Source organism: Nocardia sp. NPDC058705 (genome assembly GCF_042749305.1).
Classification (GTDB): domain Bacteria; phylum Actinomycetota; class Actinomycetes; order Mycobacteriales; family Mycobacteriaceae; genus Nocardia.
In genome coordinates this window covers 222,945-245,766 of sequence record NZ_JBHYRN010000003.1, presented here as the reverse complement: position 1 = coordinate 245,766, position 22,822 = coordinate 222,945, and the positions used below count along the sequence as shown (strand labels likewise).

At 65.5% G+C, this 22,822-nt stretch carries 14 protein-coding genes; 9 read left to right on the top strand and 5 right to left on the bottom strand.

What is annotated here, in order from left to right; all coding sequences use genetic code 11:
* The first annotated feature begins 132 nt into the window (after positions 1-132).
* The gene (locus ACFW6D_RS06595) at positions 133-1,404 is read left to right on the top strand and encodes a hypothetical protein (protein ID WP_379325441.1); all 1,272 of its coding nucleotides are present in this window, start codon (positions 133-135) and stop codon (positions 1,402-1,404) included.
* Positions 1,405-1,503: 99 nt separating this feature from the next.
* Here the strand turns inward: ACFW6D_RS06595 and ACFW6D_RS06590 are convergent, their stop codons facing one another.
* The gene (locus ACFW6D_RS06590) at positions 1,504-2,715 is read right to left on the bottom strand and encodes a linear amide C-N hydrolase (protein ID WP_379325439.1); all 1,212 of its coding nucleotides are present in this window, start codon (positions 2,713-2,715) and stop codon (positions 1,504-1,506) included.
* Between the two features lie 207 nt (positions 2,716-2,922).
* Between ACFW6D_RS06590 and ACFW6D_RS06585 the strand changes: the two genes are divergently transcribed.
* Positions 2,923-3,099, top strand: coding sequence for a hypothetical protein (locus ACFW6D_RS06585; RefSeq protein WP_379325437.1), 177 nt, complete (start codon positions 2,923-2,925; stop codon positions 3,097-3,099).
* 1,045 nt (positions 3,100-4,144) lie between these two features.
* On the opposite strand, the gene ACFW6D_RS06580 is transcribed toward ACFW6D_RS06585, so the two are convergent.
* Positions 4,145-5,053, bottom strand: coding sequence for a restriction endonuclease (locus ACFW6D_RS06580; protein WP_379325435.1), 909 nt, complete (start codon positions 5,051-5,053; stop codon positions 4,145-4,147).
* Between the two features lie 702 nt (positions 5,054-5,755).
* Between ACFW6D_RS06580 and ACFW6D_RS06575 the strand changes: the two genes are divergently transcribed.
* The 3 genes from ACFW6D_RS06575 to ACFW6D_RS06565 all read left to right on the top strand — a co-directional run bounded on the left by ACFW6D_RS06575 (position 5,756) and on the right by ACFW6D_RS06565 (position 9,659).
* A complete protein-coding gene (locus tag ACFW6D_RS06575; RefSeq protein ID WP_379325433.1) occupies positions 5,756-8,188 on the top strand; it encodes a cytochrome P450 in 2,433 nt (810 codons plus the stop codon).
* Positions 8,189-8,429: 241 nt separating this feature from the next.
* Positions 8,430-8,813 (top strand): hypothetical protein, encoded by a 384-nt coding sequence (locus ACFW6D_RS06570; protein WP_379325431.1) that lies wholly within the window; start codon positions 8,430-8,432, stop codon positions 8,811-8,813.
* A gap of 90 nt (positions 8,814-8,903) precedes the next feature.
* Positions 8,904-9,659: a pentapeptide repeat-containing protein gene (locus ACFW6D_RS06565; RefSeq protein ID WP_379325429.1), complete on the top strand. Its 756-nt coding sequence runs from the start codon at positions 8,904-8,906 to the stop codon at positions 9,657-9,659.
* A 213-nt stretch (positions 9,660-9,872) separates the two neighbouring features.
* Here ACFW6D_RS06565 and ACFW6D_RS06560 read toward each other — a convergent pair whose 3' ends face one another.
* Positions 9,873-10,373, bottom strand: coding sequence for a hypothetical protein (locus ACFW6D_RS06560; protein WP_379325427.1), 501 nt, complete (start codon positions 10,371-10,373; stop codon positions 9,873-9,875).
* Positions 10,374-11,367: 994 nt separating this feature from the next.
* Here ACFW6D_RS06560 and ACFW6D_RS06555 point away from each other — a divergent pair.
* Positions 11,368-11,919 (top strand): hypothetical protein, encoded by a 552-nt coding sequence (locus tag ACFW6D_RS06555; RefSeq protein ID WP_379325426.1) that lies wholly within the window; start codon positions 11,368-11,370, stop codon positions 11,917-11,919.
* A 1,564-nt stretch (positions 11,920-13,483) separates the two neighbouring features.
* Complete coding sequence (locus tag ACFW6D_RS06550) at positions 13,484-13,798, top strand: hypothetical protein (protein WP_379325424.1); 315 nt, start codon at positions 13,484-13,486, stop codon at positions 13,796-13,798.
* Positions 13,799-14,148: 350 nt separating this feature from the next.
* Here ACFW6D_RS06550 and ACFW6D_RS06545 read toward each other — a convergent pair whose 3' ends face one another.
* Both ACFW6D_RS06545 and ACFW6D_RS06540 read right to left on the bottom strand, forming a co-directional pair.
* Entirely contained in the window at positions 14,149-16,476 is a 2,328-nt protein-coding gene (locus ACFW6D_RS06545) for a WD40 repeat domain-containing protein (RefSeq protein WP_379325422.1), read from the bottom strand.
* A complete protein-coding gene (locus tag ACFW6D_RS06540) occupies positions 16,473-18,500 on the bottom strand; it encodes an AAA family ATPase (RefSeq protein WP_379325420.1) in 2,028 nt (675 codons plus the stop codon). The genes ACFW6D_RS06545 and ACFW6D_RS06540 overlap by 4 nt, the downstream gene beginning before the upstream one ends.
* Positions 18,501-18,544: 44 nt before the next feature.
* On the opposite strand from ACFW6D_RS06540, the gene ACFW6D_RS06535 reads away from it, so the two are divergent.
* Together ACFW6D_RS06535 and ACFW6D_RS06530 are read left to right on the top strand one after the other, a co-directional pair.
* Positions 18,545-20,023 (top strand): hypothetical protein, encoded by a 1,479-nt coding sequence (locus ACFW6D_RS06535; protein ID WP_379325418.1) that lies wholly within the window; start codon positions 18,545-18,547, stop codon positions 20,021-20,023.
* Positions 20,020-22,822, top strand: a 2,803-nt coding sequence (locus ACFW6D_RS06530; protein ID WP_379325416.1) for an AAA family ATPase, incomplete at its 3' end; no start/stop codon positions are given. The genes ACFW6D_RS06535 and ACFW6D_RS06530, both read left to right, overlap by 4 nt.

The following is a 22,822-nucleotide window of genomic DNA, read 5'->3' as shown; positions in this document are numbered from 1 at the left end:
CACGAGGAGACGGTTGAAACACCTTGCCCCGAGCTCACCTGCCGATATCGGGGGCCTCTCGATTCGCGCCGCTCGGATCGATCACGCGAATCCGTTTGCCGCCAATGGGTTTCTCACCCAAGATTGACGGCGATGACAATGGAATTGGAAGAAGCTCGGCGGCTGCTCGCCGAGGGGGACCTGGCTGGATCGGTTCGTGCGGTGCGTTTCGCCGTCGAGCGCACAACACTGCGGGAGCTTGCGGCGATGCTCGCAGAGTTGGCGACCGCGGCGGAGTTCGAGGATCTGGCGGCCGCCGCGGGCGCGGTACTCGACAACCCGGACGCCCCTCAGGCACTGACCGCGTTGGGGTACCAGTGCATCGAATACGGCGTCTCGTTCGCCGCGATTCCGGTGCTCACCGAGTCGCTGCGACTCGACCCCACCTCGCGCCTGGCGCTCGGTGAGCTGGTCACCGCCTTCGAAGACGAATTCCGGCACGCCGAAGCTGTCGAGGCTCTCCTGCGGCACGAATCGGCCCTGTCTCCGTGGCCGGAACGGTACTACTTGACGTACAACTCGATCCTGTCCGGGGACCTGTCGCGGGCGCGGGCGGAGTTCGCTCAACTGCCGGTACCCGGTGACGAATGGGACTTCGCCCGCGACCGCGTGGGACGAATGCTCGCCCGCGCCGACAGCGCCGAAGCCGTTACCTCGTTGGATCATCGGGACCTGCGCGGCTGGCACTTCACCTTGACCGGCGGCTACCTGGGCACCCTGTCGCCCTACGGATTCGATGCCGGAATGACCGGTCGCTGGGCCTACCTCGGCGACAGCCCGCAGTTGTGCCGCTACAGTCTCGACCGCCTGGCCCTGGTGTTGTCCGCGGCGGAACAACATCCACGCTCGATATCTCTGCTACCCGGTCGGGCCGATCGCATTCTCGGCCTGGCCGCTGCCCGCGTGCTGGGCCTGCCCACCCGAGAATACGAACCGGGCGCCACCGAAACCGTGGTCGTCGCCTACGACTTGCGTACCGCCGCAGGCGATATCACCGCCACCCTGCGTGAACGCGCCCCCGGCCAGATCCTCTTCGAACACGCCACCTGCTGGACCCAACCGCCCGCGGTCGCCGCCGACGTCAGCGGCCTCCTGCACCAAACCGTCATCGAACCCTGGGCACACGGACAACGACTCGGCGACAACGGCCTCGAACCGGCCCCCGCCGACTCCCGTCCGGAAACCGAGATCGCCGACGAAATCGCCTGCGCCGATGGCACTCCCGACCCCGGCGACGGCGAAACCCCACCCGACCTCGACGCCGATCTCACAGGTTTCGTCGCGAACACCTCCGACACCTGGCTGATCGGCCCCCGCACCCCGATGAAATCCCCAGGCCCCGTGCAGAGTTCATTTTTCGTCTGACCGCCGCTGCCGCGAAAGGCCCTCTCCGACTTCGTTACATCTCGCTCATCCGCAGCGTGTCTGCGTCGCTCGCGCACTCGCTGGCGACCTGAGCCCGGTTCAATCCGCTCTCAGGCTCCAATCCATCGGTTCGGTGAACTGGGCTCCCATCCGGTTCGTCCCAGGCACCGGGTCTGTGTCGTGCCGGTAGAAGCGGAAGCGGTAGTGGCGGTTCGTGGGGTCGGCGAGGTATTGCCAGAGGGTGCGTTCGGGGACTTCGCCGTCGATGCCGGCGGCGGCGTTGCTGACGTAGGCGCACAGGACGGTATCGAGCAGGGCGCTGATATCGGCGGGGGTCCATTGCCCGTGGTGGGCGGCGATCGCGTCGGTGAGTGTTCGGTAGCGGACGAAGGAGTTGTGTTCTTCGGCGGCCGGTACCTGGGGAAAGGTGTCGACGGTCGGGTAGCGGTGCAGGGCGTGGTTGGTGACGATGAACGGCTGATCCGGTGCCGGGTCGATGAATCTGAATTGACGGGAATCGCCATCGATTTCGAGGACGGTGGCGACGCCGTGGGCGTCGGCGATGAACCAGTGCATGGTGGTCGTCCCCGGGCAGAAGAGGGACTGCCGCAGGATGACCAGCTTCGCTTCCTCGACGGTGCTCGCGGAGTTGAGCACACACCCGGGCAGTTGCATCGCGCTCACCCCACTACTGAAACCGCCTGCTGTGCTCGCACCGACATTGCCACGGTCGGTGTGGTCGACCAGCACGACGATCATCAGCCCGGCATCGTTGACGCCGTCCAGGCCGGGACTCATGAGGTCGTGGCATCCGAGCTGGGCGACCGTGCGACCGGATTTCGGGACCGTGGTGGTCAGCACCGTCCGGCTGCACGAGGGGTGTTCGCCCGGGCTGGGCGCCACGCCGTGCTGACTGCTCAAAGTTCCGGCGAACCAGTCGAGGTTACGCCCGAACATCGGTCGTCCGGTGGTGGTCAGCGAGGCGGGGAACCACACCACCGTGCACCCGGGAGGCGGTGCGGGCAGGTCATATCCCAGCACCGAGGAGTCATAGTCCTGCGCGACACCGAAGACCTGAGCCGCACCGCGAGCACGCTCAGCCATCGTCGGATAATTCATCTCGAAATAGGCAAGTCGCCCCAGTCCGTAGATCACACTCGCGTAGGGAGCGAGCACCGTGCCGTAGTCGCGGCGGGCCAGCGTTGCGAGGTCAGACCCGATCTCGGTGTCAGTGCCGCGCACCGTCAGCGCCCGGACCGACACGTAATCGCCGGAAGCGGGCGGAACCAGATATCCATCGTCGGTGATCACGGCACCTCCACGTCGCAGGGAGCTCGATTCGTCCAACCAATCACACTCGCCCCGATGACAGCGCCCGACACGACGACCAGCGCACGGCAGCGCCGAACCCGTGTCGGACGTCCAGGTTCGGGGCCGATCGGTCGGGCCGGACCCGCGACAGCGAACTCGGATTCGGGCTGAATCAGCCACCGCAAGTCGGTGCGGGAGAATATCCAGGTGAGCACGCACGACGACCTCGACCACTCCCTCGACCTGCGGGTACTACCGTCGGTCGAGTGGCGGACGGCGGCGCGCGAGCACCGGGATCGGCTCGATCGGCTGGTCGGTCCCTATCTCGAGCGCCGCATGGCGGGCACGACTCATCCGGTCATCGACTTCCTGTTCACCTACTAGAGTTGGGGCACCCCACGTAACGACTCATTACGTCCCAATAATGCCCGTTACCAGCAGGTATGCGGATTTCTATCATCCCAACACTGCTTAACATTTCCGATCGTTTCCTTCTCAACCCGTGTCGATCTCGTGTCAGAAGTCAAGTTCCCTCCGATGTCGAACCTGCCAGTTCCACCAAACCTGAGCTCAGTCAACACGTCACACGTCCCGGAGAGCTAGGGCTTCACCGAGCGGAACCCCGTGACGTGCTGCGAACGTACGTCGGGTGCGCACCTGCGCCCGGGTCCGCGGTCGGAATTTCGGTTGCCGACCACAGCCACACGGTTCGAAGCCCTCGTAACGCAGTCCAGCGCCGAGTACGGCGCCAACTACCGACCAAGCACGACTATCACGGCGGCGAGGCGCCGCGAAATCATGCCCCGCACACTGCATCTGCGAACCGCACAGCGGGCAGCCGTGCGCTGCACCAGCATTCGGCGGGTGCCGCTTGAACGACACCCGGCACGCCACACATACGTAGTGCAGCTTGTAATGCACAAAAGCGTAGGTACACATGGAACTACGATATCGCGGCCATGAGCGCGTGGCTGTCACTCATCCAGGCCGGCATTGCGGCGATACCTGTGCGATGAGACTCGAACTACAGACCTGCCGAATTCATTTTCCGTTACACCCAACACTTTTCAATGTCTCCCAACACGGCCTACTATTTGCGGATTCACAGCTCAGAGCCTTCCCGAAGCAGCCCAGTAGATTCCGTTACTGCCCGTTGAATCCGTGTTGTTTCCGTGTCGTTGGTCGAGTCAGCCCGACAGGGATTCAGCTCTCGAACCAGCCTCTTCCCCCGCAGCTGATCTACGCGCTGGCGAACCCGCCGCAGGCACCGACGCCGGTAGTTCGTCGCTGGAAACTTCGACACCGGCACTACTCTCGGGCAGTCCTCGGGCACCGCTTCGGATCCGTCGAGGTGGCTCCAACGTGACACCCAACCGTTGCCGCCGTCGCCGGTCACCGCCAAACTGCCTGCCATACGGTTATGCCGCTCCTACCCTTGTTCAGTTGGTTGATCGACGGGGGTCCCGGATGCGGCCTCCGACGAGTGGGGGGTTCGCGCAGGCAGCCAACCCAGATCCTTAACACGGGTCTGCAGTGCAACGCTCCCTCGGCGTACCGCTTCGCGGAGGTCGTCTGGCTGGGATACGTTCCATAGCCAAATCGAGCAGGCGCATCCAAGCGTACTCAAGGTAGTCAGCACGATGGTGGTGGACGACCATCCGCCGATAGCCAAGCCGCCGAGCAACAGCAGCAAAAAGGCAGAAATGCCCACTCCTGGCACAAATGGTGAAATTGGATCCTGACCGGCGGCTGCAGTTGCAGTCGGCGTGTGATCGGCCGGTCGCGCTGGCGAATGGTGGACATACGCATTTCGACCGATGCCTGTGGTAACAGCCGGTGTAGGGTCGGCTGGTCGCGCTGGCGAATGGCGGACATACGCATTTCGACCGATGCCTGTGGTAACGGTCGGCGCGTGGCCAACTGCTCGCGTGGGCGATTGTTGGGAGTGCCACGTTGTGTGGGGAACGGCTCGCCTAGTCCTTACGATCAGGGCTTCGGCGCAAGAATTTGCTGCATGATGTCGGCCAGCCGAGTCGTATACGAACAGTGCTGTTCCAAGGTCGTTCGCACATTCGACGGCAGCCTTGGTGAACCCCGCGTAGCTGAAGAAGAGCATCTCCTGGTCATGGTTGAGGCCTCTGGCCCCGTACAGCTTCTGGATATCGGGGCGACCTGTCGGCTTTTGATGGAATTTGACCTGCGCGACGGCCTTAGTGGACCAGACGTCGATCCCGCCGTCAGGACCAGGCAGAGTAACCCTCACCTGGTGGTACCCCATGCCCTCCATGATCCTCGCAGCCAATTGCTCCGCATCCTGCGGCGTAGCCACAAGCCTCATCTTGCCTCCCGAAAGCCCGGTGACGAAGTTTATGTCATTCGTGGTGAGACTCGGATTCCTCCTCTGGATAAGGGAGAGGACCTGCTCCTTCGGACCTGCGGGAGCCGGAGCTCGGCTTCATCGGCAACTGAGGCGACCTGCGACGGCGGGGCACCCCAATCGATCTCGCTCCGCGAACGATGGAGCGAATCCGCAGTGCCGCACCACAAGTGATTCGTCCGGCCGACCTTGCTGCGCCCGACCAGATCATCCGCGCTACCGTCACCGGGGCGTCGGTGGCCGCGATGCGCACCAGAAACGACCCAACCCGCAGTGCGGCCGCGATGTCGTGGTATCCAGCCAATCCGACGAGCAGGGCAGCCGCGTTCAGGCCGTGCCCGATCAAGCGAGTAGCTTTGCGAACCATCGTGCCGCGCCTTCGCGTGATCGTCGAGTCGGAGACGACGTCGGCGGTGCTCCCGCCAACGGATCGCCGCTGCAGTCTGCCCGAGTTGTTCGTCGTCACCGGAACTCCATTCCATCGTGTGAACTCGAATTTTGTTGTCACACAACGGATGTTCTCGCACGAACCTGGGCGTGTAGCACGATTGCAGACGCCGTCCGCCATTGCCCGCCACTCCCAGGACAAGGTCAGTCGGGGCACGTACAGTTGCCGACAACCGCAGACAAACACAGACAGTTTCTGCACGGCAGGAGAATCAATTGGCACGGCTGCCGATGCCCAACATCCCGCAGGGGCCGCTGCGCGACCTCATCGCCGAACTGCATGTCCTGCACGCCAACGCCGGCTGGCCGAGCCTGCGCACGATGGCCGAGGCCACTGGCGTCGGCAAGGACTCGGTACAGAAACTGTTCGCCACAGTCACCGTGCCTCATCCCGACCACCTCCTCCTGGTCGCTGAAAACCTGGCCACCAAGGCCTGTGAGCGTCGTTATCGCCACGGAGAGACAGTCGACATATGGTGCGATCGCATCGATGAGCTGTATCAACGCGCGCTCCGGAGTGAGAACCTCGGAACATCGACGGGTGCGGACCTCGCGACCTTGCCCGCCGGGGCCACGATGGGCGCCTCGTTCCCCGATCGCGCGACCTCCTGCGCTGTCATGGTCGGAATCTCGGCTTACACCAACCCGAAGCTAGACAACCTGCCCGGAACCGCCGAACAGGTCGCCAGACTTCGTTACCTGCTCACCGACCCCGACAATCCCACATTCGACCCTGAACGCGTCACCTTCCTGTCCGCGCCGACCCGCGAAGAAGTACTGGCAGCGGTCGCCAGCGCCACCAAGAACGCCGAAGACACCGTGCTGTTCTACTTCGCCGGACACGGCCTAGTCTCGCGCCACGGCGAACTTCTGCTGGCAGGTCCCGATACCGACCCCGACGCCGACTACACCGCGATCGCTTATAACGAAATTCGTGAGCTTGTTGCAGCCAGCAAAGCCCACCGCGCCTTGGTGATCCTCGATTCCTGCTACTCCGGCCAAGCCGCCAACACCCTCGGTGCACTTGATGGTCTCAGCCGGATCCCCACGAGTCTCGTGCTCACTGCAGCAGGCCCCTACCAAGTCGCACTCCGACACCCCACTGGTCCAATGTTCACCCGCGCCTTGATCGACGTGCTCGTCCACGGAATCCCCAATGGGCCCGCACTTCTCGACATCCCCGCCATCTACACCGAGCTACGAGATCGTGCCCGTACTGAGCGATTCCCCCTTCCTCACCTTGCCGGACAAATCGGCAGCCGACCTTTGGCCATGGCTGTCAACCACCAGACCCCGGTGGCCAGCCGTACTGGCATTGCCGCCGACCGAAATGCCCTGGCCGCCAACAGAAACATCCTTAATGCCAAGAGAAGCGCGATGGCTGCAGGTTCTGATACCACAACCTCCTACCGCAAAGCCGTGACCGTGGTTTCGAATCGGGTCGTTTTGGATCCTACCGGGCATGACATTCAGGGTGAGATCGCCGAGATCAGGGCACACGGCCCCGCCACCAGGATCGAGTTGCCGGGCGGAGTCCAGGCCTGGTCGATCACCGACGCGGCGCTGCTGGAGAAGCTGCTCGTCGACCCCCGCGTCTCCAAGGACGCGAGCAAGCACTGGCCCGCGTTCGCTGCTGGCGAGGTTCCCGCGGATTGGCCGCTCTACCTGTGGGTCGCGGTGCCGAACATGTTCACCGCCTACGGCACCGACCACCGTAGACTGCGCAAACTGGTCGCCCCCGCCTTCACCGCACGGCGCACCGAGGCCATGCGCAGACAGGTCGAACGCATCACCGACGACCTGCTCGACGCGCTCGCGAAGACCCCGGCCCTTCGTCCGACGGATCTGCGCGAACAGTTCGCGTACCCACTGCCGATCCAGGTGATCTCCAAACTGATGGGTGTACCGGAATCGCTGAATCCCGGCCTGCGCACCTGTATCGACGGCATCTTCGACACCACGCTCACCCCCGAGCAGTCGCAGGCCAACTACATGGACATGTACCGGATCCTCGGGGAATTGGTGGCACTGCGACGCGAACAGCCCGGCGACGACATCACCAGCCTGCTGATCGTCCAGCGCGACGAGGAGGAAGGCCAGCTCACCGAACAAGAGCTGATCGGCACCCTGCTGCTGGTGATCTGGCAGGGGACGGAGCCCGTCGTGAACCTGCTCGACCAGGCCATCACCGCGCTGCTCACCCACCCCGAGGTGCTCGCCGGTCTGCGCGACGGCTCGATCACCTGGGCCGACACGGTGGAGGAGACCCTGCGCTACGAGTCGCCGGTGGCGCACCTGCCGTTGCGTTTCGCGGTGGAGGACATCGACATCGACGGTGTCCACCTCGCCAAGGGCGACGCGATTCTGGCGAGTTATGCCGGCGCCGGTCGCGATCCGAAGCGTCACGGGGAGACCGCCGACGCGTTCGATCCGACGCGAGAGAGCCACTCGCACATGGCTTTCGGTTACGGGGTGCATCACTGCCTCGGTGCGCCGCTTGCCCGTCTGGAGGCGCTGGTGTCGCTGCCGGCGCTGTTCGAGCGTTTCCAGCAGATGCGGCTGGCCGTTCCGGTCGCCGAGCTCGGCACCGTGCCCAGCTTCATCTCCAACGGTCATCGTCACCTGCCGGTCTACATCCACGGCGCGTAGTTCAGTCGCTCGTTACGCGAAGTCGGCTTGGGACTGCTGCACGATCTGGTGACAGCGGTCACCGGAATCGTGCAGCAGTCCCTTCAACAGAATTCACCCGTCTGCTCAGCGTGAACTTCGCCAGCACAGCGAAGCCACGTCACGCAACCCTCCCGTTCGGGCCAGCAGATTCGTGCTCATCGAACGACTCAAGCAGTCGTAAAAGGTTCGGAGACAGCACTTTTAGGCCAGAATACCGGACATGGACGTGATGTTCGTTGCCCAGTGCGCGGCAGCCGGCGCGGTGGCCGCTGGCGCCGCGTCTGCATTGGAGCTGTGGCAGGACTCCAAAAAGCTCGGGCGATGGCCATGGCGTAGCAAGACGGACTCTCCCGCCGACACCACCTACAACACACTGTCGTTCTGGCTTCTGAGCAACATCGCGCTCCGGCTGACGGTGGCCATAATGTTCTGCGGACTACAGGCAGCTGCAGGCTGGTTCGCGAGCGTCGGTGCGGCAATCGTCATGGGCGCGGGCACATCATTCGCGCTGGGTGGCGCAGCGAGCAACCAAGACGTCGGATACGCCCCACTCCCACCCCCCAACCCGGCGAGAGCGATAACCAGCGACCCGGCAGGAAGCTAGTCGATGCCTTCAATGCCCAGCCTCTGGCGACGCCCAACACCGCGTGTACTTCCTCACCCCGCAACCACGCTCGACCGGATCCTCGCGGCAATGTCCAACCGCCCCTTGTCATCTCGCCCAACAGAACTCGGGGCAGACCTGCGCAGCGCAGACCTCCACGGCGCAGACCTACGCGACGCGAACCTGCGAGATGCGAACCTGGCGAGCCGATTTCCGCTCTCGCCCGCCGAACAACGCCGAGCCAGTTACCACGACAAACTGCGCGAATTAGCGATGTACGCAGTTGTCCTGGCGGGCGCCGCCGCGTTCGCACTCGGACTGCTGGATCTGGCCGATCCCTTCCCCGTCTACGCCTCGCTCCTCGGAGGCATCCTCGCAGGGAACTACGCTCTGTCCCACCTCGGCGACACCATGAGCATCCGGATGAACCACATCGCGCTACAAGTGATGAAACAACAGGGAAAGGCGACCTTTCCAGGAGCCAACCTAACCGAATCCGACCTCACAGGCGCTGATTTGGCCGGCGCCAACCTGACTCACGTCAACCTCGACCGCGCAGACCTGCGAACGGCAAATCTCAAGGGCGCAAACCTGACCAACGCGAACCTCCGCGGCGCCGACCTCACCGATGCCGATCTGACAGGCGCCGACCTGTCCGGGGCGAACCTGGCCGACACCACACTCCCCCGCATCTCCGCGCTGCACCAGGTCAGATGGTCGACCGCGACCGACTGGGCTGAGAACAACGAAGCGGTCACCGCGAGATCGGTCGAGACCGAGGGCGGCCACTATGTACTGAACCCAGGCGAACGGTCTGGCGCGAACATCGCGACCAGACGCCTCTGACCGGACGCGGCGGCCCACCACCCCGGGCATCCGCATTGCTTAAGCGGTGCGACCGCCTAAGGCCGCGCTGCCCAAGCAGTACCTTGCCGCGTCAACTAAGCCCCCGAACAGGGTGACTGCACCATCGCCCATCACCAACTGAAGTCGTCCACCGTCCTGCGCGCCACGGTCGGCGATCCCGCCGAGTAAACCGCGAACAGGTCCCCCACCACCTCAGTCACCGGTCCAAAACGCCTTGGGTGGATTGATCGTTCCTTGGTAGAGAACAACCTTGTCGAGCTTGGCATTCGCCGGAACCGCGAAAGCGAGGGTGCCCGTTCGCTTCTCGCCCTCGATCATGGTCCCGGCCAACAGTGGCCCTACGCTGCCCTGGCCAGCTGTGGGGTCGGCCCCCTCGACCTTGAGTCCGTCGGCGGTCAGCACGAAGAACGTGCCAGGTACGTTCTGGCCCTGAAGGGTATGCATGGTTACGTCGAGTTTCAGTACGTCCGCTTCTTGGCGAGGGCTGGCAACCGTGTACTCGGTGATACCGACCGCATAGCCGGTGCTCTGGATCTTGATGGAGCTACCAAGTGGACTGGTTGGCGTGGCGTCTGGTGCCGTCACGGGTCCGGAGGTAACCGCAGCCGTCTGTTCGGTGTGGTCGACGCCATTGCTGCTGCAGCCAGCTATCAGAGCGAGCACAAATGCAACCGGGATGATCGCTGATCTCATGGCGCTTGTCCCTTCGGTGCGGTCTCATCATCGTTGGCACGTAGCGAGGTCTATCGTCCCAGCGACCCTACGGGGCACCCAACACTCCGGAGACAAGACACGACGCTCCGAACTGGCATTTTTCGCCACTGACGTAGGGCGAATATTCGCCGACAGCGGTCAGGTTCGCGGTCAAGCAGGCATCGACCCGTGTGCGCCTGGCACTACACCCCAGTCGACGCCGCGGCGGGTCGCCACGCTCAGCCTCCGCGACTCGGGTTAGTCGCTGCTCAACGTTTATCGCTGCGGTCCTGCTCGGCGCCCTCGGAAGTCGTTCCCAACAGCGCGACCGGTTTCCATGATGATTTCCAACGTCGCTTCTGCGGTCGGCAAACTCCGATTCCCGCTTCAACCGCGCGAACTCGAAGTATTCGGCGGTCAGCGTGTCGGCTTCCTTCGCAGTCGGTTTCTTCGCTTCGAGCGCTCCAGCGTCGTGCGGTAGTCGCCAAACCGTACGGTCGAAAGGACGTCGTCATCGTGTCGACCAGCTCAACTTCGGCAATCCCGAAGTGCTGAAACACTTCTAGACGGAAGACAGCCGAATCCAGCTGACCTGTTTCGCGCTGGCCCGCCCACAATCCCGGCCGTTGTTCGCCGATACGCTCGCTGATCCCGACGACGGCCCTGTGCACCCGGTGCAGGCTTTTGTGTCGGTCGGTTACAAGCTCGGCGGCGGCCGCTATCCGTGCCCGGCGATCGCGGATGCCGTAGTGCGAGTTCTAGGTCCAGGCATGGTGGTGGGTCAGACGACCGATTGAACGGCCCCGGCTATTCCTTCGGCCGATTTGGCGTTCGAGCAATGACCTGCAGAGGTGGCCGTCCTTGGCGGTGACGGTTACACCACGCCCCATCCGTACACCGTCGACCAGCACGCCAGCACGCGCGAGCCAGTCAGTCCACGCGTGACTCTCCGAAGGGGTTGTCACGCAAAGGGCTTGTGGCGGACCATCAGACAATGACGTTGGGAAGCCGGGTGCTGCTTCTGTGCCTAGCCGCCTGCGTCGCCGCGGGCGTGGTGTTTGTCGGTGACAAAGCCTGGCAGCGAGCGGCGGCCAGTTACGAGGCGTCCGCCGCTGACGACCCCGATCCCTTCTTCCACAAGCGCGACCTCAGATGCGACCCAAGCTGGTCGACGTGGTACCACTGGGCCGATGGTTCGTCCTATGAGATCGAAATCGGCGCGGCGATGAAGCTGGACTCGTGCATCCACCTCACTGCCAAGCCAATCGCCGACATGGTCTGGACCACCCACGTCGTCTTCGTCAACCATCTGTCTCAGCCCGCCACCGTCTGCGTCGGACGTGACTTGGCCTGCTCCCCAGCCCACCCAGAGTTCCAGCTCCTCGTCCCACCGGGCGAACGCGTGACCATGGGTCTTCCGCTGCCCACTGTCCGCAAGCGGGGCCATGAGTTCGTGATCAGCCGCGCGTATCCGATCGTCATCCTCGCCCCCGGACTCACCGCGGAGACCATGGTCAAAAACATCGTGCCCGACGGTTCGATCTAGCGGGCTTTGACAGTGTCGGTTGCCTCCGAAGACACCGACCTAGCGCAAGCGGCCCCGATCGCCTCGGCTGGCTCTGTCATCTGGAACCTCCGCGAGATCCGCGGACCTCGCCGCTGACCTGTTCGACCGGCTCGTGACGGATTGACGGTGGCATGTTTTCTTCACCTCACCGGCGGTCATCACCGAAAGCTGTTGTGACGGTTCAGCTTTGTTGTGCCGCATTCCGCGGCGTTGAGTACACCTGCTCGACATGCGATGCCATGACCACGCTGAAATCCGCGCCGAAGTCCGGCTACAACGGGGCTCACCCACGCCAGAATTCACGCTGACACCGCGCTGAGGTCACGCGCCCAGCCATTGATGGCCCCCGCGTTGCTCATTCATGCCCAACAGCCCGCCGACCATCGCTGCGCCACGCGCATCTGGTAGCTGGACACATCTGCCTGCGCAGTGCTGTGCCGATGCGCCAACAACCAGCCCCAGACCAGCGGCCTCGCGAGATGGGGCACCCACACACAGAACGTGTGCGTCGCACACGTGGGGACCCGCGACCCATGCGACGTCACCAATCCCGGTGCAGCACTGCCGAACCCAGCATCGGCTGCCAAGTCGATGGTCGCGTCCACGCACCCGCGCGAGCTGACCGGCGGGCCACACACGCGCTCACCCACCCGATGACTGTCACCCGCGAGTTCGCCCGAACTCGCTGACCCAGTGAGGAACCCCTCCCATGAACCGAGATCGTGAACCCTTCCCCAGCGCCGCACACCGCCGCATCGGACCCGCTATCACCCTGCGCGTCGACGACGCCAGCGCACTGCTGGCCGCGATCCCAGCACTACTCGGCTTCTACCCCCACCCAATCGCTAGTCGTGGTCTTGCTGACCCGCCCGACCGCCGGCACATCGATCCGCGGCGTCGAAACCATCCACGCGGTCGTCCGTTTCGACCTCGAACCCCTGACCGACCGCGACACCGCCGCACACGAGATAGCGGCGCTGGTCGAGTCGATGTGCCAGCGCGAGGGCGCGAGGGCGAGGGTGCTGATGACTCCGGCGCAGGCGAGTTCGAACAGGGGTTGCCTGTCGAGAGGTCGGGGAGCTCGTCGCCGCCGGTCCACTGATGCGGTGACGCTGGACACATCGATGACGCGGTGTTCGCCGTGAGTGGGTTGCAGATCGCCCGCTCGCCGCCGGGCCTGCACCATATGCACTTCTTACCTGCATAGATAGCTGCTGGTAAGGGAAATTGTGTGGATTGCTGCCAATGTGCTGGAGTGTCCACGGGTCGAAGGGAGTCGACTCATTGACAGGCCTGCTCGCCGAGCGCGGGTGGCCGCTGGAAGGAAATTCTTGTGATCATTTCGACCTGGGGCCGGCGGGCAATGGTGCTCGCGCTTCCGATTGCCGTCGGAACGGCCGCTGCAGGGATCGCCTCGGCAGCACCCTTGGAATCGGCGCCGGTACAGGCCTCGGCCGCTGCGGTCGGCCAGCCCGCCCTAGTTCTGCCGCCTGTTCCTGGGGTCCCTGACCCGTTCGTAGACGGCCGTCCGACCAGCGATGCCGTGACTTTCGGAGCGGTCGAGGGTGCCTTGCTCGGTGGCGGGTTCGGTGGCGCCGCGGGTGCCGTGATCGGTGGCGTTCCATTCATGGCGACCTCGATCGCCGGCGGTCTCATCGGCGGCGCGATCGGCTGCACCGTCGCCCCCGGCCCGGGCTGCTTGGTCGGCGGTGCGATCGGTCTTGGCGTCGGCATGGCGGCTGGCGGGGCATTGTTCCTGCTCCCCGCGGCAGCGGCGGGCGTCGCATTGGGCGCGGCGGCCGGCGGCGCCGCGGGTGCGTACGCGGGTGCGTACGTTGATTCGGTCCTGCCGAAGTGATCGCGGTTCCGCGCTGGAGCAGGGCCTGATCCACTGGTGGCGTGCGCCCCGCATCCCAGTTACGCAAACTGGGTCGCACGGTTGGCTCGGTCTCGACCATGTGCGTCTCGGCGGCGCCCGCGGCGGCTACCTCGTCGCGGGCGTCGGATGAATCGGCGATCGCACGATGTTCACGAAGCGAGGCTTCGCTGCGCTCGGGGCGATCTTGGGTGGTAGATGCGGTGTGCCCGGCTGCTGCGGATCGATGAGGTTGGCTGGGCGTCGTGCCGATTTCTCGCTCGAAGCGCCGGTGGAGTTGCACCGCAACGGATGTGGGATGGTCGGTATCGGCGGCAAGCCGATCCGTACAGCTATTCGAACACAAGCATAAATAGTCCGGCCGCTCCCGCGACAGCCAGATACGAGGGCGAGCCTGACCTCGGCGGGATAACCGCCAGCGCGTGAACCGGCCCTCCTAGGACCCCTACATCGATGACCTGCGACGTCAACGGGTCCCACAACCGCACCGTGCCATCATCGCTGCCGGAGGCAAGCAGGGTCCGCCCATCGGGCAACGCCACCGCCACCACCGCCATCACCCCGCGGGTGTGGCCGGTCAAGGGTGGCCCGTCCGGGTGGCCGGTGACCGGGTCCCACAACCGCACCGTGCCATCGTTGCTGCCAGAAGCAAGCAGGGTCCGCCCATCGGGCAGCGCCACCGCCACCACCGCCGACACCCAGCTGGTGTGGCCGGTCAGGGGCGTCCCGTGCGGGTGGCCGGTGATCGGGTCCCACAACCGCACCGTGCCATCGTTGCTGCCGGAGGCGAGCAGGGTCCGCCCATCGGGCAACGCCACCGCCACCACCGCCGACACCCCGCGGGTGTGGCCGGTCAAGGGTGGCCCGACGGGGTGGCCGGTGACCGGGTCCCACAACCGCACCGTGCCATCGTGGCTGCCGGAGGCGAGCAGGGTCCGCCCATCGGGCAACGCCACCGCCGCCACCGCCATAACCCCGCGGGTGTGGCCGGTCAGGGGTGGCCCGTCCGGGTGGCCGGTGACCGGGTCCCACAACCGCACCGTGCCATCATCGCTGCCAGAAGCAAGCAGGGTCCGCCCATCGGGCAGCACCACCGCCACCACCGCCGACACCCCTCCGGTGCGGCCGATCAACGGTGCCCCGTGCGGGTGGCCGGTGACCGGGTCCCACAACCGCACCGTGCCATCGGTGCTGCCGGAGGCGAGCAGGGTCCGTCCATCGGGTAATACCACCGCCGCCACCGCATGCACCCAGCTGGTGTGGCCGGTCAGGAGTGGCCCGTGCGGGTGGCCGGTGACCGGGTCCCACAACCGCACCGTGCCATCGTTGCTGCCAGAAGCAAGCAGGGTCCGCCCATCGGGCAACGCCACCGCCGCCACCGCCAACACCCAGCCGGTGTGGCCGGTCAAGGGTGTCCCGACGGGGTGGCCGGTGACCGGGTCCCACAACCGCACCGTGCCATCGGCGCTGCCAGAAGCAAGCAGGGTCCGCCCATCGGGCAACGCCACCGCCGCCACCGCCGCCACCCGGCTGGTGCGGCCGATCAACGGTGCCCCGTCCGGGTGGCCGGTGACCGGGTCCCACAACCGCACCGTGCCATCGGCGCTGCCAGAAGCGAGCAGGGTCCGCCCATCGGGCAACGCCACCGCCGCCACCGCTGACACCCCGCCGGTGTGGCCGGTCAACGGTGCCCCGTGCGGGTGGCCGGTGACCGGGTCCCACAACCGCACCGTGCCATCGCCGTCGCTAGAGGCGAGCAGGGTCCGCCCATCGGGCAACGCCACCGCCGCCACCGCCGCCACCCAGCTGGTGTGGCCGGTCAGGAGTGGCCCGTGCGGGTGGCCGGTGACCGGGTCCCACAACCGCACCGTGCCATCGTTGCTGCCAGAAGCGAGCAGGGTCCGCCCATCGGGCAACGCCACCGCCGCCACCGCCCTCACCCAGTCGGTGTGGCCGGTCAACGGTGTCCCGTGCGGGTGGCCGGTGACCGGGTCCCACAACCGCACCGTGCCATCGGCGCTGCCAGAAGCGAGCAGGGTCCGCCCATCGGGCAACGCCACCGCCGCCACCGCCCACACCTCGCCGGTGTGGCCGGTCAAGGGTGCCCCGACCGGGTGGCCGGTGACCGGGTCCCACAACCGCACCGTGCCATCGCGGCTGCCGGTGGCGAGCAGGGTCCGGTTGTCCGGCAGTACGACAGTCGTCAGCGTCCAAATCCTGAACCCGGTGTGTGCCACGATATTGGTGGGAAACTCCCATCGCGACCACAGCGCTCGCACTCTCAAATCCGGCAGGTGCTGCCCGACGCTGGGGCCATTAGCCGAGGCCGCGATGCCAAGGCTGAATGCCCGCGCCGACGGTCCCGCTTCGCCGACGAAGGGTTCCAGGCCAGCCCACGCGGCGAGGGTTGTGCCCTCGAACTCGAGTTTGGCGGGGATCCCGACATGCCTGCGCACCAAACCGCTTGTCTCCCAGGGCAGGAACGATGCGGGTACGTGCTCGTCATCGAAGACCTCGCCTTGAGCGGCGTGGTTGACGAGTTCGCGACGGATGTAGGGGTGTGGCGGGATATCCGCCGCAGTGGGGAGGTGGGCGCGTAGGGCTTCGCTGATTCTGGCCTGGATGGCGATCTCATCAGTTGATTCGGCGGGGTCGGTCATGGCCGTTTGTCCTCTCGCAGCGCGTCGGGTTGGGCGCGCAGCACCTCGCGGAGTCGTTCGTGCACTGGCCGGTAGGTGGTGATGCCCTCGGCCGCGTCGCGGGTGAGGTAGCCGATCAGTGGTCCGGTCAGGACGTGGTCGATCGCGCCATTAGGTAGCGGGCTGTCGAGCACGGCGGCGGCCATCACCTCCCACAGGGTGTCAGCGGGAACCCCGTTACCGCCGGCGAACGCGGCAGCACGCAGGACTGCCAGGATGTGCTCGACCGTGTAGATGTCAGTGCCCGCGTCGGCGATGTCGCGGCGTAGCAGCCCGACAGTGCCGTCGGACAACGACGCAAGCCAGGCCGGGTCGTTCACCGATTGTGGCGTGGTAAGGCGGCGTAGTCGCTCGCCGGCGAGGCGGGCATCGAGAAACGACCGCCCGATGCGGGCGGTGACCAGGCTGGCCAGGTGCTGTCGCGCGGTGTGATCGTCTCGGTAGGCCGGTGCGTTGGCGAGCAGGGCTTGGAGGTAGTCGGCGATGTCGTCGATGGTCTCTGGTCCGTCGGTGCGCAGCGTGGTCACCTCGTCCGCGGCGACATCGTTCAATTGGCGGAGCAGGCTGCGTCCGTGAGGGGAGTGCGCGTCGCTTGTCGCGGGGTCGCTGCGGACGCCGATCACCCACCGGATCAGGTGCGTGCCGTCACGATCTCGCCAGCCCGCGAGCGGGCTGACTACCTCGGGTAGCAGCAGCAGAGGGTCGATGGCCTCGTCGAGTCCGTCGAGCACGATCGTCACCGGTTGTCCAGTGGCAGTTAGGTGTTCGTGCAAGCGATCGCGCAGTTGTTGGGTGTTGGCGCGTTCGGAGGGTGTCGGGGTGATCGCGACCGCGCGCAGGATCTGTTCCAGGATCGCCGGTGCACGCTTCTGGCGTGCGAGCACGGCGATGTCGACCGACCCGACCGGTGGCAGTGAGTCGGCGGGTGCGTTCGCGATCGCTGGAACGTAGCGCCGGTCTTGCCGGAATTTCGGGTCGGACAAGGTCACCGCTCGGGCGATGATCGCTGACTTGCCCGTCCCGGCTGCGCCGGTGACGATGAGCATGCCCGTACCCGACCTCAGGAAGCGCGCCACCTCGACAGTCAGAGCCCGGCGACCGACGAAATACCAACCCGGATCGTCGGCACCGACCCGGCCGCTCGCCCGATCCAGCCAGTAGTCCACCTCAGCGCGCGAGTCAGCGACCTGGCGTCGCGGGTCACCGACAGTGGGGTCCGGTGGGATATAGCCGGGATTGGGTAAGCAGCGATGCGGCTCGTGCTTTGAAGTCGGACCGAACACCGCGCTGATACTGACTGGGTCGGTGCCCGTGTCCAATGTCGCTGCGGCGCTGTCCAACTCGCGCAGGAAGTCACCGATGCTCAAATGGTCTTCGGAGTATCCGCCCCTCAGCAGGGTCTTGTGGACCGCCTCCAACAGTCGGGTGAATTCGAGCATGCGGGGTCGCTCGTCGAATTCGCCGATCGTGACCACATGGAGTGAGCTCAGTTTGCGCCTCTCCGGCGATAATTCTTTGCGCCAATTCCCGAGCTCATCGTCAAGCGCACCGGAGTGGCACGAATTCACGATCACCAGGACATGCTTAGCCCCCGAACCGAGGATCGCGGTGACGATGTCGGCAGTGGGATAGGCATGGGTGAAATCGGTGAATTCGCCGTCAGGTGTGGTGGGGAGTATCAGATAGTGACGACCGCTCGCGGCCTCGCGGCCGTGCCCGGTGACGTACAGGACCGCGACGTCCTCGCCGGTGAGCGAGCGCAGCCCTAGGTCATGGACGCGGTCCTCGACATCGCGTCGAGTCGCGACGTCAGTGTGGCAATGCGCGGTGAAGGCACGCTCGGCCAGGCGCTCATCACACCACCAGTCCCTGACGACCCGGATCTGCTCGTCGATACCAGCGGCGAAGTGCTCGGCCCCGTCGCCAGGGTAGTCGCGAGCGGCGATGATGAACAGTGAGCGTGGACCAGAAGGGTTGTCGGCCACGCGAATTCCCCCGTCTCGTCGGTTTGTCGGCGATGATAGCGACTGTGTCGCACGAATGGACCTTCCCCGCAGCCGATTCCGGCGATCTGCCGGCCTACCCGCACCTGGATCGATCGTTCTCGATTGCGCCAGCTGCTGTTTCACCGGAAGTCATCGCTGACGCGGTCATCGTCATCCCCGGGATCATGGGCACCGAACTCATCGATATGGAAACCGGGAAGAAGCTGTGGGGACTGGACCCGGACCTGATCGCGCGCATGTGGGTCGCCCCCAGCAAGTACCTGACCCCGCTCGCCGTCGACCCCGAGCACAACACGGTCCGCCCTGGACATCTGTTGCGGACACCGACTTTCGCGCCGTTCCTGCGCGGGATCGACCCCTACAGGAACTTGGTCCGCGCGCTGGAAGCCATCGTGCGAGACCCCAGCGCGGTCTCGCAGTTCGGCTACGACTGGCGCCTGCCCGTGCGCTACAACGCGCGCCTGTTGGCCGAGCGCATCGACTCGCACGTGACCTGGTGGCGCAAGGTCACTGGTCACACGCAGGCACGGGTACACCTCGTCGCGCACTCGATGGGTGGCCTGTTGTGTCATGAACTGTCCACCATCTCCGGCGCGACCGATACCGTCGGGGCGATCGTGACCCTGGGCACGCCGTTCGCGGGCGCGGCGAAAGCGGCGGTGATGCTCGGCACCGGCAAGGGAGCTCCCCTTCCCGCGCATCGGCTGCGGGAGGTCGCGGTGACCATGCCCGGGATCTATGACCTGCTGCCGAGCTACCGTTGCCTCGACAGCGGCACCGACGTGACCAGATTGAGCATCCCCGACATGGTCGCTGTCGGCGCCCACGAAGATCTGGCTCGCGCCGCCTTCGCCGACCGTGCCGCTCGAGCAGAAACCTCCCTGCCCCGGCACCTGCCGATCATCGGCGTCGAACAGGCGACAACGTGCGTACTGCGCATCGACTCTGGCCAGATCGACGGACTACGCGACACTGTCGGCGTCGACCTCGTCACCGGCGAACTGCTACGCGACGGTGCCGGCAACCTGCGCCGCTTTCCCGGCCTCGGCGACGGCACCGTCCCCCGCGACTCCGCACTGCCACCCCGCGACCCGGCACGACCCGACCAGACACCGCGGGTGTCGCCGCTGCCGCAACAACATGGGCCTATCGCCAAGACCCAAGAAGCGATCACGAAAGCGAAAGACTTCTTGCTACACCGCGATTCAGATCTAGGTCCGCGACTTGGCGACGGCGATGTCGGCATCGACACCCCCGACATCGTCACCGTGGGCACGGAATTCGACATCGCGGTGCGGGGACCGGCCAAACCTAACGACATCCGATGCCAACTCACCCAGATCGGAACCAGACAACCACGCCGAGCTGACGCACACCGCCGCGACGGCAACCTGGTGGTCTCGGCGACCGTCTACCGCCCCGGCCTCTATCGAGTCGCGGTCGCCGGTAGCGGCACTTCAGCAGTCGAGCAGATCGTGTTGGCGGTGGATCCCGCCCAATGACCGACGGACCCGAACTGTTCCCCGTAGCGATCGGCCACTACAGCGACAACCACCCCGAGCTCAACGTCGACCGCGAACTTGCCAAGGTATCCAGCACGCTCGAGCCTTTCAGCGTTCGCGTCCACGACTGGGACGTGCCCATGCCCGAGCGCGGATTGAACAACGTCCGCAAGCGGATCAACGCGTGGCGCAACGCCGTCCATCCAGCGACGATTCTGTACTGGGTGGGCCACGGTTCCACCGATAACGCCAACACCGCGGTCCTCTACCACGCCGACAGTGAGCCGGACCTTCCTGACGACGGCGTCGCGCCCTACGTCATCGCCAAAGCGATCGCGAGTCGGCTCTGCGAGGACGACACGTGGGCGATCATCGTCATCGACGCCTGCGGGTCCCAGAAGTTCATCGACCTCCTGCAAGCTCAACTGCTGGTCCAGGAAAAGGTCGCGGGCCGATACTTGCTAGTCGGTGGCCTATCCGGAGAGGGCTCCAGTACCCTCGGCACGTTCAGCAGCAGCCTCGACAGCCTGCTCAACACCACCTTCGCCGGTGAATTTCTCATCGAGCTGAGCAAACTGGCCGACGAATTCGACCGCCGCGAGGCCAGGGTCGAGCGCAGCCGTCTCGTCGACCGCGATCCTCGCCGCGTTCCTGTTCTGCGCCGCCGTCACGCGGTCCTGATCAACAGCTCTGTCGACGTCATCCACGAGCTCGAGCAGGCCCTGAGAGGACTCAGTGACGACGAACTGCGCCACTTCCTACCCAAGGCACACGGAGGCGAACTCCCCTTCACCGAGACGGTGCTCGGCGAGCAATCGTGGTACTTCGAAGGACGCACCACCGAAACACACCGCATCATCGACTGGCTCAAAACCGCCGAGCCCGGAATGCTCGTCGTCACCGGCGCGCCCGGATCGGGAAAGTCCGCGCTGCTTGGTCACCTGGTCGTGCACAGCAACCCGAGCTTGCGCACCGCGCTCACGAAAGCCGGGGTGCTCGTCGAGGTCCCCGACGATCAACGCCCACCCGATGCGATCTTCGACCTCGTCCTCCATCTCACCGGAACAACACCCGAGGAAGTCCTCGCTCGCATCGCCGAGGGAATCGGCGCAGGCCAACCACCGACTGGATCTGTGCATGAATCAACCAGCTGGCTGCGCGATCAACTCGGCAAGCGCCCACTGACGACCATCGTCATCGACGCGCTCGATGAAGCGGTCGAGCCATTGACAGTGGCCAGGGTCATCCTGCGCAGCCTCGCCGAGCAACCCAACGTCCGGTTGCTGGTCGGGACCAGGAGCAGCACCACCGAAGGCCCCGATCACCCCGCCACCGACGTCGACCTGCTCGACGCGCTCGGTCACCTGACCGGCCTGATATCGGTCGACCGCGACGACGACGCGATCGAACGCTACATCATACGGCGACTGCACCGCGCGAACAAAGCAGCCCCATCAACACTCGACATCGCGGCGTTCGCCCGCGCGGTGCGCGCACGCCGCCGCCAATTCCTGTTCGCTCGCTTGGCCGTGCATGAGGTTCTCGCCGACAAGCGATGGCACCTGCCCGCGAACTGGGACGCCCTCCTCGGCCACGATCACCAGCATGTGTTCTCCGTCGCGGTCGAACGCTTGGCCAACAAACATCGAAGCCACCTACCGCTGCTGCGGGCCCTCGCGTTCGCACGCGGGCGCGGAGTTCCCGACCAAGGTGGCCTGTGGGTCGTGCTAGCGCGCGCACTCGCACCCGACCACGACATCCACGACGACGACGTCGAACGACTCGTCCGCGATGCCGCACCCTATGTCCTCGCCGACCGCGAATACGGCCAAACCGTCTACCGCCTCGCCCACCGCACCTTCGCCGAACTGTTCACCACCGAATCCGCCCCGACCCCGGCAGACCACCAAGCCCACCTAGCGATCACGACAGCCCTGGTCAACGTGGCTTCTCCCAAGCTCGCTGAGGTGATCGACGGCGTCACATCACTGAACCCGTACTTGACATACCAAGTCTCGGCGCACGCGGGGATCGCCGGGGAAACGGGCTGGGATGTACTCGATGACAACCGTGACGTGCTCCTCGCTCTCGACTCAGAGACGGTCGCCCGCGATATCCAGCGTTACGCGTTCGCACGGTTGCCGCTGCCGCCCGCGATGAGCACGGTGCTGAGCGCGTGGCACGACCTGCAACCACTCGAACTGCGGGATCGTGGTTTGGCATTCCAAATGGCCCTGGGGCGAATCATGGGCGGCACCGCGCACGGCACGGGCGGGTTACGTGAGAACTACCCAACTCAGTTGCAGTGGGCGGCACTTCGTAATGTCACCCCACACCGGGTCCTCGCCCACACCAGCGATGTATACGCAGTCTCGGCGGTCGCGTTTCCTGATGGGCGGATCCTGCTGGCTACCGGCAGCAGCGATGACACTGTGCGGTTGTGGGACCCGGTCACCGGCCACCCACATGGGACACCCCTGACCGGCCATACCGACAGGGTGTCAGCGGTGGCGGCGGTGGTGTTGCCCGATGGGCGGACCCTGCTCGCTTCGGGCAGCAACGATCGCACGGTGCGGTTATGGGACCCGGTCACCAGCCACCCACACGGGGCACCCATGACCGGCCACACCGACTGGGTGACGGCAGTGACGGCGGTGGCACTACCCGATGGGCGGACCCTGCTGGCCACCAGCAGCCGCGATGGCACGGTGCGGTTATGGGACCCGGTCACCAGCCACCCACACGGGGCACCCATGACCGGCCACACCGACTGGGTGACGGCAGTGACGGCGGTGGCAC

What these genes read in the sequence shown, in the direction of transcription:
- ACFW6D_RS06560 (WP_379325427.1), bottom strand. Translation starts at nt 10,373, where the DNA reads ATGAGATCAGCGATCATCCCGGTTGCATTTGTGCTCGCTCTGATAGCT.
- ACFW6D_RS06580 (WP_379325435.1), bottom strand. Translation starts at nt 5,053, where the DNA reads ATGAGGCTTGTGGCTACGCCGCAGGATGCGGAGCAATTGGCTGCGAGG.
- ACFW6D_RS06545 (WP_379325422.1), bottom strand. Translation starts at nt 16,476, where the DNA reads ATGACCGACCCCGCCGAATCAACTGATGAGATCGCCATCCAGGCCAGA.
- ACFW6D_RS06555 (WP_379325426.1), top strand. Translation starts at nt 11,368, where the DNA reads ATGACGTTGGGAAGCCGGGTGCTGCTTCTGTGCCTAGCCGCCTGCGTC.
- ACFW6D_RS06595 (WP_379325441.1), top strand. Translation starts at nt 133, where the DNA reads ATGACAATGGAATTGGAAGAAGCTCGGCGGCTGCTCGCCGAGGGGGAC.
- ACFW6D_RS06570 (WP_379325431.1), top strand. Translation starts at nt 8,430, where the DNA reads ATGGACGTGATGTTCGTTGCCCAGTGCGCGGCAGCCGGCGCGGTGGCC.
- ACFW6D_RS06565 (WP_379325429.1), top strand. Translation starts at nt 8,904, where the DNA reads ATGTCCAACCGCCCCTTGTCATCTCGCCCAACAGAACTCGGGGCAGAC.